This is a genomic window from Arthrobacter sp. 135MFCol5.1 (assembly GCF_000374865.1).
Taxonomy (GTDB): Bacteria; Actinomycetota; Actinomycetes; order Actinomycetales; family Micrococcaceae; genus Arthrobacter.
This window is the reverse complement of sequence record NZ_KB895455.1, coordinates 57133-70410: the sequence shown is the minus strand read 5'-3', so window position 1 is coordinate 70410 and position 13278 is coordinate 57133. Positions and strand designations below refer to the sequence as shown.

Annotated in this window: 14 protein-coding genes; 8 read left to right on the top strand and 6 right to left on the bottom strand. The window is 68.5% G+C overall.

Annotated elements, in window-relative coordinates:
- Positions 1–50: 50 nt before the first annotated feature.
- The 6 genes from C563_RS0108915 to C563_RS0108890 form a co-directional block, all read right to left on the bottom strand.
- Positions 51–1754, bottom strand: a complete 1704-nt coding sequence (locus C563_RS0108915) for an alkaline phosphatase family protein (RefSeq protein WP_018761698.1) — start codon at positions 1752–1754, stop codon at positions 51–53.
- A complete protein-coding gene (locus C563_RS21025) occupies positions 1755–2933 on the bottom strand; it encodes an alkaline phosphatase family protein (RefSeq protein WP_231369863.1) in 1179 nt (392 codons plus the stop codon).
- 165 nt (positions 2934–3098) lie between these two features.
- Positions 3099–3863 (bottom strand): ABC transporter permease, encoded by a 765-nt coding sequence (locus C563_RS0108905; RefSeq protein WP_018761696.1) that lies wholly within the window; start codon positions 3861–3863, stop codon positions 3099–3101.
- Positions 3860–4675 carry an ABC transporter ATP-binding protein gene (locus tag C563_RS0108900; protein ID WP_018761695.1) on the bottom strand — a complete coding sequence of 272 codons (816 nt, stop codon included), beginning with the start codon at positions 4673–4675 and terminating at the stop codon, positions 3860–3862. Before C563_RS0108900 ends, C563_RS0108905 begins: the two co-directional genes overlap by 4 nt.
- A gap of 26 nt (positions 4676–4701) precedes the next feature.
- Positions 4702–5067 (bottom strand): DUF1048 domain-containing protein, encoded by a 366-nt coding sequence (locus C563_RS0108895; RefSeq protein ID WP_043423950.1) that lies wholly within the window; start codon positions 5065–5067, stop codon positions 4702–4704.
- A 2-nt stretch (positions 5068–5069) separates the two neighbouring features.
- Positions 5070–5417, bottom strand: a complete 348-nt coding sequence (locus tag C563_RS0108890) for a PadR family transcriptional regulator (RefSeq protein ID WP_018761693.1) — start codon at positions 5415–5417, stop codon at positions 5070–5072.
- A 193-nt stretch (positions 5418–5610) separates the two neighbouring features.
- Here C563_RS0108890 and C563_RS0108885 point away from each other — a divergent pair, with 193 nt between their 5' ends.
- The 8 genes from C563_RS0108885 to C563_RS0108850 are packed head-to-tail and all read left to right on the top strand — an operon-like array spanning position 5611 to position 13275.
- Positions 5611–5967: an SPW repeat domain-containing protein gene (locus C563_RS0108885; protein ID WP_018761692.1), complete on the top strand. Its 357-nt coding sequence runs from the start codon at positions 5611–5613 to the stop codon at positions 5965–5967.
- Between the two features lie 17 nt (positions 5968–5984).
- Positions 5985–6335, top strand: a complete 351-nt coding sequence (locus tag C563_RS0108880) for a CU044_2847 family protein (protein ID WP_018761691.1) — start codon at positions 5985–5987, stop codon at positions 6333–6335.
- Positions 6336–6340: 5 nt separating this feature from the next.
- A complete protein-coding gene (locus C563_RS0108875; RefSeq protein ID WP_026264570.1) occupies positions 6341–7681 on the top strand; it encodes a phosphoribosyltransferase in 1341 nt (446 codons plus the stop codon).
- Positions 7678–9495, top strand: coding sequence for an acetate--CoA ligase (gene acsA, locus C563_RS21020; RefSeq protein ID WP_018761689.1), 1818 nt, complete (start codon positions 7678–7680; stop codon positions 9493–9495). Before C563_RS0108875 ends, acsA begins: the two co-directional genes overlap by 4 nt.
- Positions 9492–10541: a pyruvate dehydrogenase (acetyl-transferring) E1 component subunit alpha gene (pdhA, locus tag C563_RS0108865; RefSeq protein WP_018761688.1), complete on the top strand. Its 1050-nt coding sequence runs from the start codon at positions 9492–9494 to the stop codon at positions 10539–10541. The genes acsA and pdhA overlap by 4 nt, the downstream gene beginning before the upstream one ends.
- The gene (locus C563_RS0108860; protein WP_018761687.1) at positions 10538–11518 is read left to right on the top strand and encodes an alpha-ketoacid dehydrogenase subunit beta; all 981 of its coding nucleotides are present in this window, start codon (positions 10538–10540) and stop codon (positions 11516–11518) included. The genes pdhA and C563_RS0108860 overlap by 4 nt, the downstream gene beginning before the upstream one ends.
- Entirely contained in the window at positions 11511–13004 is a 1494-nt protein-coding gene (locus tag C563_RS0108855) for a dihydrolipoamide acetyltransferase family protein (protein ID WP_018761686.1), read from the top strand. Before C563_RS0108860 ends, C563_RS0108855 begins: the two co-directional genes overlap by 8 nt.
- 28 nt (positions 13005–13032) lie before the next feature.
- Positions 13033–13275, top strand: coding sequence for an acyl carrier protein (locus C563_RS0108850; RefSeq protein WP_018761685.1), 243 nt, complete (start codon positions 13033–13035; stop codon positions 13273–13275).
- Positions 13276–13278 lie beyond the last annotated feature (3 nt).

Here is a 13278-nt window from a genome sequence, read left to right as displayed (position 1 = left end):
CGTTTACCACAAAGGTTTGCATCCCCTAACCGGCCCGGAAACGCCGGGCGTCAGTAGGTGGTGGCATTCGGCAGGATCAGGGGCGGCAGCGGGGCCTGGGTGAAGTCGAAGGACTTGGCGAGGTCGCCCAGCTGCGGGTTGTTTTCACGGACGTCGGGCCGTGCGTCGGGCCGTCCGTCCGTGGCAGGATCGATCCGTTCGCCGCCCAGGAAATCGTCCTCAATGAACTTGAAGTAGGCGTCGTGGCTCAGCACCTGGTGGTCGATGTAGCCCTTCCGGGCGTACGGGCTGATCACCAGGCCGGGCACGCGCAGGCCGTAGCCGTTGTTGTCCACCACCGGCGGGTTTTCGTGGTCGTAGAACCCGCCCCAGTCGTCCCAGGTGAGGAAGATGGCGGTGCTGTCCCAGTCCGGACCGCTCATCACCGCGTTAATGAGGCCGGCCACGTAGGCCTGCCCGGTGCTGATCTTGGCGGGGGCGTGTTCGCTGACCTTGTCGGTGGGTGCCACCCAGGTGACCGCCGGCAGGGTGCCGTGCCGGGCGGCGTCGTAGAACCCGCTGAGGGGTTTGATGTTGCCTTGCTCGCCGTCTTCCTTGACGGTGTCGAAGTACAGCAGCGGGTTCCACAGGCCGGGGGTCTTGGCGTCCTGCTTGACGGGGTCGCAGGTGGCGGCGTCGTTCCGGCAGTCCGGTTCGGTGCCGTTGAAGACGTAGTAGGCCCAGGACACCTGGTGCTTGTGGAGCAGGAAGGTCAGGTCCGTCCAGGCGTAGTCGGGCAGTTCCAGTTTCTTGGCGGCGTCGGTGAGCTTCTTCTTCAGGTCATCGGACACCGGGGCGGCGTCCACGGCTGCCTGGCAGACGGCGTAGGAATCGGTGGGCTGGCAGCTGGTTCCGATCAGCTGGTCGATCTGGGCAGCGAGGCCCGGATCGATCCCCGCCGCTTCCAGGGCCTCACGGCAGGGGTCCAGGTCCATGCCGGCCTGGCATTTGCCGATCAGGGTGTCCTTGATGATTTGCGGCTCGGGTTCGGGGTCCGGGTCCTGCAGGGCGTTCACGCACGACGACGGGTCCCCGGCTTTGGTGCATTTGGCCGACCATTCCGAGACCAGGTAGAGGTGGGCGGGCAGGCTCCAGGACGCCGCCGAGGCGAACAGGTGGTCCTCGAGGGTGAAATTCTGCGCGTAGGCCCAGTAGTTGGGCAGGTCCCGCCCGTCGTGGTAGCCCATCACGTCGGTGGGCATGGTGGTGCTGTACGTGCACTTGGTGCTGGCGGCGCTGCAGCCGGAGAGCCCCTTCTCCGCCTGGGCTACAAACCCGTCCATGGCGCCGCCGTTGATGTCCCCGGTGGCGTCGGCGTGGCTGTGCGGACCGCCGGCGTTGCTGTCCGCGGAGTTGTAGAAGGGGGCGATGCAGCCGCCATTTGCCGGATCCGGGAGGCACACGGCGGGCTTTCCGTCCTTCATGGGGATGCCGTCTGCGCCGGGGTAGGTCCCGAAGTAGCTGTCGAAGGACCTGTTTTCCTGGGTGATGATCACCACGTGCTTGATCTTGGAGATCCCGGCGTCCGCAGAGGCGCCCTGGCCGGCGGCAGCGCCCGCGCCCGCATCCTGGGCCGGGGCGGAGGAGGGCGTGGTGGGTGCCGGCGGGCCGGCGCGCAACGCGTTGGGAAGGACGACGGCGAGAACCACCAGGACCGCCAGCGCAACGAGGCCTGCCAGGACTGACCGGCGTCGGCCGTTCCATGGAAGCTTCACCTAGGACTCCTTCCGGAATACGTCGTCGCCAAAGGTGGCGACCCCGGGATCGCCGGCCAGCCCCAGCCGGGGGAGGAAGAAGAAGTCCTCGATGCTGGCCAGCAGGCTGTAGTGGTTGTAGGCCCGGTCCGAGGACGTGCCCGCGTTGCTGAACGGCGAGAGCACCAGCGCGCCCACCTTGCCCCCCGCGGCGCCGCCGGCCGGGCTTGCCGTGTCTGATTCAGGCGGACCGGACGAGTCGCCCTCGGCCTCGTCGAAGGTGATCACCAGCATCCCGTCCTGCTTGTAGGCCGGTGAGGACAGGATGGCCGGCACCTGCTCCTTCAACCATCCGTCCACCGCTTCCAGGCCGCCGGTGGTGCCGTCGGCACACGTGGCGTCATGGCCGTCGTGACACAGGTTGGGTGTGATGTAGGACAGGGTGGGCGTGGTGTCCACGGACTTCAGGTCGCCCGCGAGCGCTGCGAAGTTGACCACGTTCCTGGCACAGTCCGGTGAGGAGGTGATGGAGCGGAAGTACATAAAGGGGTTGTGGTGCGTGGAGTACTGGCTCTCCGGGCTGGCCTTGATGTGGTTGTCAGGCTCGCCCAGCGCCGGGTGTTCGCATGGCTCCTGCATGTCCTCCATGTAGCCCTTCCACGTCTTGCCCTGGGCGGCCAGTTGCCCGGCCAGGGTTTGGGTGTCCTGGGGGTAGACGCAGCCGTCGCCTTGAAGGGTGCCTTCCGAGTCGGTGCCGGTGGCGTTGAACTCGGTGTAGGTGTGGCAGTCGGCCATGGTGCTGTCGTTGGGCCGCTGGCCTGATATCTGGGCCAGGTAGTTGGGCAGTGAATTGTGGGCGATGCCGTAGTAGTTCTTGAGCAGGACGCCCTTCTTGCGGAGCGTTCCGGAGAGGTAGGGCGCGGGGGAATGGTCACCCCATACGGAGTCGTATCCTTTGTTCTCCAAGTTGATGACGAACACGTGCCCGGGCGTTTGGATGTGGCTTGCAGGGTCCTTGGTGGCGCTGGGCCTGGGTGCCGGGGTGCCTGCCGTGCTGCTGGACACCGACGGGGCAGGCGTGGGCGAGGGGCCATTCGGAGTGCATGCCGCCAAGGTGGGCAGCAGGAGGGCCGGCAGCAGGATCAGGCCGGGGGCCCGGCGTCGGGCCGCCCCGGTGTGGCGCTCAGTGCTGTTTTTCACGCCCGGCCTCACTTGTTCCTCGCTGCGGGCCTGCCGGCCGGGCTGCGTGGCAGCCCGGCCGGCAGGTATCGGCTCCCCAGCGTTGCGGACACTCTTGCATACCGCGGCCCGGATTTGCACGGGCACTTCCTGTGAGTTCGCAGTGAATCTGTGCGGCTTGCGTCCTCAGCCCACTTTCCGGCGGTAAATGGCCGCAGCGGCCGCGTACGCCACGGCAAGGATCCCGGCCAGCCAGGCAAGCGCCGTCCAGATCCCGGTGCCCACGGGTTCCTGCGCGAGCAGCGCCCGGAGGGTGTCCACGATCGGAGTCACCGGCTGGTTCTCGGCAAACCAGGCGACCGGGCCCGGCATGGTGGCCGTGGGAACGAACGCCGAACTGATGAACGGCAGGAAAATCAGCGGGTAACTCATGCCGCTGGCGCCATCCACCGTCTTGGCGGTCAGGCCGGCAACGACCGCCAGCCAGGTCAGGGCCAGGGTGAACAGGACCAGGATTCCGGCGACGGCGAGCCACGCTGCCAAGGATGCGCCGCTGCGGAACCCCATGAGGGCCGCAACGCCGATCACGATGGCGATCGCCGCGAGGTTGGCGGCCAGCGACGTGAGCACATGGGCCCACAGGATGCTGGGCCTGGCGATCGGCATGGATCCGAGCCGTTCGACGATCCCGCCCTTGACGTCCAGGAACAGCCGGTAGGCGGTGTAGGCCACGCCCGAGGCGACGGTGATCAGGAGGATGCCGGGCAGGAGGTAGTTCACATACGAGCCTCCTGAGCCGGTGATGATGGCACCGCCGAACACATAGACGAACAGCAGCATCATGGCCACGGGCGTCACCGCGGTGGTGATGATGGTGTCCGGGCTGCGCAGGATGTGCCGCAGCGAGCGGCCGGTCAGAACGCCGGTATCCCGCAAGGCATGGGTGCTCATCGGTGGTCCTTTCCTGGCGCCGGGGCGCCGCTGGGACGGTCGTCTGGGCCGGAACCCACCAGGGCCAGGAAGACGTCCTCGAGCGAAGGCTGTTTCTCCACGTATTCCACCGTGGCGGCGGGCAGGAGCTGCTTGAGTTCGGCCAGCGTCCCGTTTTGGATGATGATGCCTTGGTGCAGGATGGCGATGCGGTCTGCGAGTTGTTCTGCCTCATCGAGGTACTGGGTGGTGAGCAGCACGGTGGTGCCTTGGCCGGCGAGTTGCCGGATGGTCCGCCATACCTCGTTGCGTGCCTGCGGATCCAGCCCGGTGGTGGGTTCGTCGAGGAAGAGGACGCGGGGGTTCCCGATCAGGCTCATGGCGATGTCCAGGCGCCGCCGCATCCCGCCGGAGTAAGTGCCCGCCCTGCGGTGTGCGGCCTCGGCCAGGTCGAAGCGCTCCAGCAGGGCGCCGGCAACCGCGTCCGGGCGGGGCAGGTGGCGCAGCCGCGCCACCAGCACCAGGTTTTCCCGGCCCGTGAGGACGTCGTCCACCGCTGTGAACTGGCCGGTCAGGCTGATGGATTCCCGTACGCGCGCGGGCTCCGTGCCGGTGTCATGACCGTTGACCGTGGCCGTGCCGGCATCCGGCTTCAGCAGGGTGGACAGGATCTTCACCAGTGTGGTTTTTCCGGCGCCATTGGATCCGAGCAGCGCAAAGATGCTTCCCGGCATCACGTCAAAGTCGACGCCCCGCAGCACGTGCAGGTCCTTGAACGACTTTTCGATGCCCTGGACCCGGATGGCGGGGTGCAGGGCCTGGTCTGTAGTCATGGCCGGTCCTTCCGGTGCGGGATGTTTCAGGCATCCCCGGAAGCGGCCTGGTTGATGGCGTCGGTCAGGCGCTTGCGCTCCTTGCTGATCCACTGGCCGTCCGAGTAGTTGCTGATGAAGGTTTCGGCGAATTCCACGGGGTCGTCGCCCACGATGTCGCGGATCGGGGTTCCGTCCGCGGCGGCCCCCTCGATGAGGTCGGCCAGGTCCTCAAGCATCTGCATGAGGATGTCGCCCTTGACGATGGCGCCGGCGTACGTGAAGTAGCGTTCCAGGGCGTCGATGGTGGTCCGGTAGCTGCCGGGCAGCTGTTCTTTGCGGGCCTTGTATTGGCGCCAGCGTTTTTTGTCGTCGAAGGAGCCGGTGACTTTTTCGAGCCATCCCTGCGTCATGGTCATTCTCCTTTTTCCTGCATGTGTTTGGCGTGGTGGAGCCGCTCGATCCGTTCGGCGAGGAAGCTCCAGGAGTTCCAGAACTCGTCCAAGTAACCGCCGCCGGAGGCGTTCAGCGAATAGACCTTCCGGGGAGGTCCTTTTTCCGAGGGGACTTTGGCGACGTCCACCAGGCCGCGCTGTTCAATGCGGACCAGCAGTGCGTAGACCGTGCCCTCGGCAATGTCCGAAAAGCCCTGTTCGCGAAGCCGGGCGGTAATTTCGTAGCCGTAGGCCGGCTGGGCGGCGAGGAGCGCCAGGACAATGCCTTCCAGCGTGCCCTTGAGCATCTCGGTCATTTGCTTGCCCATGGAATCCCCTTGGTACTTAGTGTTGCTGACTACTAGTAAATAGTAACACTGAGTAGCTGGACGGCAACCCCTGCGGGCAGGTCTTTCTGCCCTACTGGGCGCACCACCGCAGGCGTTGACTTGAACCATGGGCAGCAGAGGCCCATAGGGCGGAAACGTACTGGCGTTCCGCCCACACCAGAAAGGAAAAACAGTGAAAAAGTGGTATCGGTGGCAGGACTACGCAGCAGCTGCCGCCGGACTCTTCACCGCAGTGGCGGTCCTGTTCACGCGGCAGCAAAACATGTCCACCACCCTCATGCTCGTCTTCGGCGGGCTCCTGGTGGTCAGCGGAATCGTCAACCTGGCAATGCCCGGAACACCGGTCATGGAATACGCCCAGGCTGTCCTTGCCGCAGTATTGATCCTCTCGCCATGGCTGGGGTCCTACACGGGCGCGACGGGCGCAGCGTGGACGTCGTGGATTGCGGGGGCAGTGGCGCTGGTGGTCACCGCGGTGGCCATAAAGCCCAGCACTGACGCCCACCACAACCTGCGCATCTCGCACTAGACAGGGGAGCATCCGCCATGACCGAAGTGATGCGGTACGAGGTGGGATCCGGGACCGTGCTCGTTGAGGCTGCCGACAACAGCTATGGGGTGGACCATCCCGCGCGCAACGAGCAGGGGATCCTGGACACCGGCAGGAGGCTGGAAGATGCACTCGCCAGTGTCCGACCGGCGGCCCACGCCGCACTTGAGGCCATGGCGGAGCTGTACCCGGAACAGATCGAAATCGAATTTGGCGTGAATCTGGCGGGAGACGCAGGGGCGATGATCGCCAGGAGCAGTTCCGAGGCCCATTTCGTCCTCCGGATGTCCTGGACCCCCGCGGCCGCGGCGATCCTCCCCGCGGAAGAACTCCCACATGGCGGGTGAGCGTGATGGTTGCATTCCTGAACAGGGCCGACGCCGGCCGGCGGCTGGGCAAGCGGCTCAGCGGACTCCGGGGACGGGACGTGGTGGTGCTGGGCCTGCCCCGAGGCGGCGTGCCCGTGGCATTCGAGGTGGCCAAGGCCCTCGAGGCGCCACTGGACGTGATCGTGGTCAGGAAACTGGGCGTCCCGTTCCAGCCTGAGGTGGCCATGGGAGCCATAGGGGAGGGCGGCGTCCGGGTCTTGGATCCACGCACCATCTCCATGGCCCGCGTCTCCCAGGAGGACCTGCAGCAGGTGGAACGGCGGGAGCGCACCCTGCTGGACAGCAGGGTGGCACGGTTCCGGCAGGGGCGCCCGATGCTTGACCTCACCGGCCGCACCGCCGTGATCGTGGACGACGGCATCGCCACCGGCTCCACGGCCAAGGCCGCCTGCCAGGTGGCGCGGCACTTGGGCGCCGCGAAAGTCATCCTTGCCGTGCCGGTGGCCCCTGCCCGGGCCATCGTCGAGCTCAAGGAACCGGACGACGTCGTCTGCCTGCTTTCGCCGCAGGACTTCCAGGCCGTGGGCTACTACTACCACGACTTTTCCCCCACCGAGGATGGCGAGGTGGTCCAGTTGCTGGACGCCGCCGCGTCCCAGCCGTCCCGCAGCGGCCCCGAAAGGGGGGACAGCAGCCTGGTGGACGAGGTCGAGGTTCCGGACGGGATGGCCGTGCTGCGGGGCAGCCTCTACTTGCCGGCCGTGTGCGACGGCACGGTGATCTTCGCCCACGGCAGCGGGAGCAGCCGGCACAGCCCGCGCAACCGTTTCGTGGCCTCCGTCCTGCATGGGGCGGGCCTGGGCACCTTGCTCCTGGACCTGCTGACCCCCGAGGAAGAAGTCAACCGTGCCAATGTCTTCGATATCGCGCTCCTGGCCCGGCGCCTCTCAGCCGCCACCCACTGGCTGAAGGTCCGGCATGACGGCTCGGCCGGACGGATCGGCTACTTCGGGGCGAGCACCGGTGCCGGAGCGGCGCTGTGGGCCGCGGCCGAGCCCGGCGCCGACGTTGCCGCCGTCGTGTCCCGGGGCGGACGGCCTGACCTTGCCGGTCCGCGGCTGGACGCCGTCAGGGCCCCCACCCTCCTGATCGTTGGCAGTGCGGACACCCAGGTCCTCGCACTCAACCGCCAGGCAATGGCACGGATGCAGGCGCCCACCCGGCTCGAGATCGTCCCGGGCGCCACCCACCTGTTCGAGGAGCCCGGAACCCTGGCATTGGCCGCGAACCTGGCTGCCGACTGGTTCCGCCAATACCTGCTGCCGTCACCGGTGGGCCGGTCCATGCCGGAGGCGAGGGAGTGACACGCTGGCCCGCCATCGCCAAGGACGTGGCCGCCTTCCCGGTGCAGCCCAACATGCCGGACTACGACGCCGCCCGGCGCGACTTCAGCTGGGACCAGGCCCGGGAGGAACTGGCCGGGCTGCCGGGGGGCCGCGGGCTGAATATCGCCTACGAGGCCGTGGACCGCCACGTGGCCGAAGGCCGCGGGGGCAGGGAAGCCCTGCGCTTCATCAGGGCCGACGGCGGCACCCGGTCCCTGGATTACGGTGACCTTGCGGAGCAGTCCGGCAGGTTCGCGGCAGTGCTCCGGGCCCTGGGGGTGGGGCGCGGTGAGCGGGTCTTCTCCCTCCTGGGCCGCAGCCCGGAGCTGTATGCCGCGGTGCTGGGAACCTTCAAGAACGGCAGCGTCTTCTGCCCGCTCTTCTCCGCGTTCGGCCCCGAACCGGTCCGGCAGCGGCTGCACCTCGGCGCGGGCCGGGCCCTGGTCACCACCAGGGCCCTGTACCGCAAGAAGGTGGCGCCGGTGCGCGACAGCCTTCCGGAACTCCGCCACATCCTGCTGGCGGACGCGGATGGCACCCCCGAACCCGGGACCCTTGACCTGGCAGCACTCCTGTCCCGGGCGGACCCGATCGGGGAGGTCGCCGGCACCCAGCCGGAGGACATGGCCCTGCTGCACTTCACCAGCGGCACCACCGGCACGCCCAAGGGCGCCATCCACGTCCATGGCGCCGTGGCCGCCCATTACGCCACCGGCCGCTTCGCCCTGGACCTGCACCCGGAGGACGTCTACTGGTGCACCGCCGATCCCGGCTGGGTGACCGGAATGTCCTACGGAATTATCGCGCCGCTGGTGCACGGCGTGACCGCCATCGTGGACGAGGAGGAGCTGGACGCGGACCGCTGGTACCGGATCCTTGCGGACCAGCACGTCACGGTCTGGTACACCGCCCCCACGGCACTGCGGATGCTCATGAAGGCCGGCGCCGAACGGGCAGCCGGGCATGACCTGTCAGCGCTGCGCTTCATCGCCAGCGTGGGGGAGCCGCTGAACCCCGAGGCGGTGGTGTGGGGCCAGGAGGTCCTGGGCCTGCCGGTGCACGACAACTGGTGGCAGACCGAGACCGGCGGGATCATGATCGCCAACTATCCCGCCATGGACATCCGCCCCGGGTCCATGGGCCGTCCGCTCCCCGGCATCGAGGCGGCGCTCGTGGCACGGGACGCCGACGGTAAAGCGGTCGTCACGGACGGACAGGCGGTCCTGGTCACGGAACCGGACACCATGGGTGAGCTGGCGCTGCGCCCCGGGTGGCCGTCCATGTTCCGCGGCTACCTCAACGAGGAGGAGCGCTACCGGCGGTGCTTCGCCGGCGGCTGGTACCTCACCGGTGACCTGGCGAAACGGGACGCCGACGGCTACTTCTGGTTCGTCGGCCGCGGCGACGACGTCATCAAGTCCTCCGGCCACCTGATCGGCCCGTTCGAGGTGGAAAGCTGCCTGATGGAACACCCCGCGGTGGCCGAAGCCGGGGTGATCGGAGTACCCGACCCCGTGGCCGGCGAGGTGGTCAAGGCCTTCGTGGAACTCAAGCCGGGCAACCAGCCCAGCGAGGCCCTGCAGCTGGAGATCATCGGCTTCACCCGGAAACGGCTGGGAGCCGCCGTCGCGCCCCGGCTGCTCGACTTCACCAGTACGCTGCCCAAGACCCGGAGCGGAAAGATCCTCCGCCGGCTCCTGAAAGCCCGCGAGCTGGGACTGCCCGAAGGCGACACCTCAACCCTGGAGGCCCCGGCCGGACCGGCGCCGGGCCTCGGCAAGGAGCAGCCATGAGCACCCTGCGGAACCCGGCCATCCGCGACCAGGAACACGCCCTGCACCTGCTGCGGCAGATGCTGCGGGTCCGCCGGCTCGAAGAAAAATGCATCGAGCTGTACAGCGCGGCCAAGATCCGCGGCTTCCTGCACGTGTACATCGGCGAGGAAGCCGTGGCCGCCGGGGTGATGGAAACCCTGGCGCCCGACGACGCGGTGGTGGCCACCTACCGGGAGCACGGCCACGCCCTGCTCCGGGGCGTCTCCGCCGGTGCCATCCTCGCCGAAATGTACGGCCACGCCGAGGGCTGCTGCCGCGGCCGCGGCGGTTCCATGCACCTCTTCGACGCGGAGGCGCGCTTCTACGGCGGAAACGCGATCGTGGCAGGTGGCCTGCCGCTTGCAGTCGGCCTGGCGCTCGCAGACCGGATGGCCGGCCGCCAGCGCGTGACCGCCTGCTTCTTCGGCGAAGGCGCCGTGGCCGAAGGCGAGTTCCACGAAAGCATGAACCTCGCCGCGCTCTGGCAGCTCCCGGTGCTGTTCTGCTGCGAAAACAACCTCTACGCCATGGGAACCGCGCTGGGCCGTTCCGAATCCCAGACGGACATCGCGCTCAAGGCCGCCGGGTACGAAATCTCCGCGTGGGCCGTGGACGGGATGGACGTACTCGCCGTCGAGGAAGCTGCCCGGCGGGCGGTGGATGCCGTCCGGTCCGGGGGCGGGCCGCACTTCCTGGAACTGCGCACCTACCGCTTCCGCGCCCACTCCATGTTCGATCCCGAGCTGTACCGGGAGAAAGCCGAGGTTTCCCGCTGGATGGAACGGGACCCCATCAGCCTGCTGCAGGGAACCATGCAGGCCGCGGGACAGCTGCCGGAGGACACCTGGGCGGCGCTGGCGGCGGACGTGGACGCCGAGATCAGCACCGCGGTGGGATTCGCCGAGAACGGCACGCCGGAACCGGTGTCCGAACTCATGCGGTTTGTCTACAGCGACCCGCCGGAAGCCGGCAGCGGCGCTGCCACCGCCGGCGGCGGCGGCGGGAAAGAAGGGGCAGCAGGATGAAAACCACGTACCGGGAAGCGATGCGGGCGGCGCTCCGCGACGCGATGCAGCGCGACGAGCGGGTGTTCCTCATGGGCGAGGACGTAGGCAGGTACGGCGGCAGCTTCGCCGTGAGCCTGGGACTGCTGGAGGAGTTCGGGCCCGAACGGATCCGTGACACGCCGCTGTCCGAGTCCGGGTTCGTCGGCGCGGGCATCGGCTCCGCGCTGGGCGGGATGCGTCCCGTCGTCGAAATCATGACCGTCAACTTCAGCCTGCTGGCGCTGGACCAGATCATCAACAATGCCGCCACGCTGCTGCACATGTCCGGCGGCCAGTTCAACGTGCCCATCGTCATCCGGATGACCACCGGAGCCGGCCGGCAGCTCGGCGCCCAGCACTCGCACAGCCTGGAAGGCTGGTACGCGCACATTCCCGGGCTGCGGATCCTGGCCCCGGCCACCTTGGCGGACGCCCGCGGGATGCTGTGGACCGCGTTGCAGGACCCGGACCCGGTGCTGATCTTCGAGCATGGCTCGCTGTACAACGTTGCGGGGGAGCTCGACGACGACGCCGGCGCCGTGGACATCGACAAGGCAGCAGTCCTCCGGCATGGGGACGGCCTGACCCTCGTCACCTACGGCGGCACGCTGCCCATGGTGCTGGAGGCCGCGGACCTGCTGGCCGCCGAAGGCATTGAGGCCGACGTGATCGACCTCCGCACCCTCCGCCCGCTCGATGCCCACACCATCATGGACAGCGTGGCCAGGACGCACCGGGCCGTGGTGGTGGACGAAGGCTGGCGAAGCGGCAGCATCTCCGCGGAGATCGCGGCCCGGATCTGCGAGCAAGCCTTCTTCGACCTGGACGCCCCGGTGGAACGGGTATGCAGCCTGGAGGTGCCCGTCCCGTACGCCAAGCACCTGGAACAGGCTGCCCTGCCGTCGGTGGAACGGGTCATGGCCGCCGCGCGAAGGGCCGTGGGGGCCAATGGCTGAGTTCCGGATGCCGTCCCTGGGCGCAGACATGGAGCACGGCAAGGTGGTGGAGTGGCTGGTCAAGCCGGGGGATTATGTCCATAAGGGTGACCTCGTGGCGGCCGTGGACACCGACAAGACCGTGATGGACATCGAGTCTTTCGAGGACGGCGTCGTCGCCGAGTTCCTGGTGGACATCGGCGACACCGTGCAGGTGGGGACCCCCATCGCCCGGATCACGGCCACCCCCGCCGAACTCCCGCCGCCACCCCCGCCCCAACCCCCGCTCACTTCCGGCAGCATTTTCCCCGACGCCCGCTCACCTTTGACAGCAAAAGAGGAAACGCCCGCTCACCCGGGCGCCGCTGGCGGCCACCCGGAGCCCGGCGCCAAGGTCCCGCCGCCGGTCCGGCACCTTGCGCACACGCTGGGGGTCGACGTCGGACGCCTCAGCGGGAGCGGTGCCGGCGGAGAGGTGACCCGGGCCGACGTCGAACGCGCCGCTGCGGCGTCTGGCACCTGGGCGCCGGAGCCGGCAAAAGCACCCGAAGCGCACCGCGTGCGGTCCTCGCCGCTGGCCCGGCGGCTGGCGGCGGAACTTGGCGTGGACCTGCCGGCCGTCACGGGCACGGGCCCGGGTGGTGCCGTCACCGAGGAAGACGTGCTCGCCGCCGTCCCGCCGCGGGGGCGGCCGGCCAGGGAACCCGGCGCGGACAAGCCGGCGGAAGCACCGCCGTCGGAAGCCCGCCCGCCGGCGCCCGCGCAGGCAACGGAACCCGGGAACGCAAAGGAAAACGTGCCGCCCGCAGCCCCCCGGCAGGAACGGGCTGCGGCCGCCAGCAAGGCGGAAAGCCTGCGGCAGGCGATCGGCGCGCTGATGTCGCGGTCCAAGAAGGAAATCCCGCACTACTACCTCGCCACCACCCTGGACCTTGCCGCGGCCATGGCGTGGATGCAGGCGGCCAACCAGCAGCGGCCCGTCACCGCCCGCCTGGTGCCCTCCGCCCTGCTGCTCAAGGCCACCGCGCTCGCGGCGAAGGAGGTGCCGGACATGAACGGATTCTTCACCAGGGGCGCGTTCCAGCCGAGCAATGCCGTGCACCTGGGCGTCGCGGTGGCCCTGCGGCACGGCGGGATCGTGGCCCCGGCGGTGCACGACGCAGACACCCTGACGCTGGACGAACTCATGGAGCAGCTGCGCGGCCTGGTCAGCCGGGCCAGGGCGGGCCGGCTGCAGCGCGCGGAGATGGCCGACCCCACCATTACCGTCACCAACCTGGGCGACCTTGGGGTCGAAAGCGTCTACGGCGTGATCTATCCGCCTCAGGTTGCCATGGTGGGTTTCGGCAAGGTCATCGAACAGCCGTGGGCGCACAACGGGATGCTCGGGATCCGGCACGCGGCCACCGCCACCCTGTCCGCGGACCACCGGGTCAGCGACGGGCTGCGCGGAGGCCGCTTCCTGGCCAGGATCGACGAACTCCTGCAAACGCCGGAGGACCTGTGAGCCGGACCCGTGTGACCGAGGAGGAACCGTGAACCAAGAGGACGCGCGCCTGGCCGTGGAGGCGGCGATCGGCAAAGTTGCGCCCGACGTCGAGCCCGGCGACCTGGACGGCACTGCCAGGCTGCGCCAGGACCTGGAACTGGACTCGCTGGATTTCCTCCGCCTGGTGGAGGTCATCGCCGAGTCCACGGGCGTCGACATCCCGGAAGCCGACTATCCGGCGGTGGCCACGGTGGGCGGGCTGGTGGAGTACTTGGCCGGGCACGGATAAAGG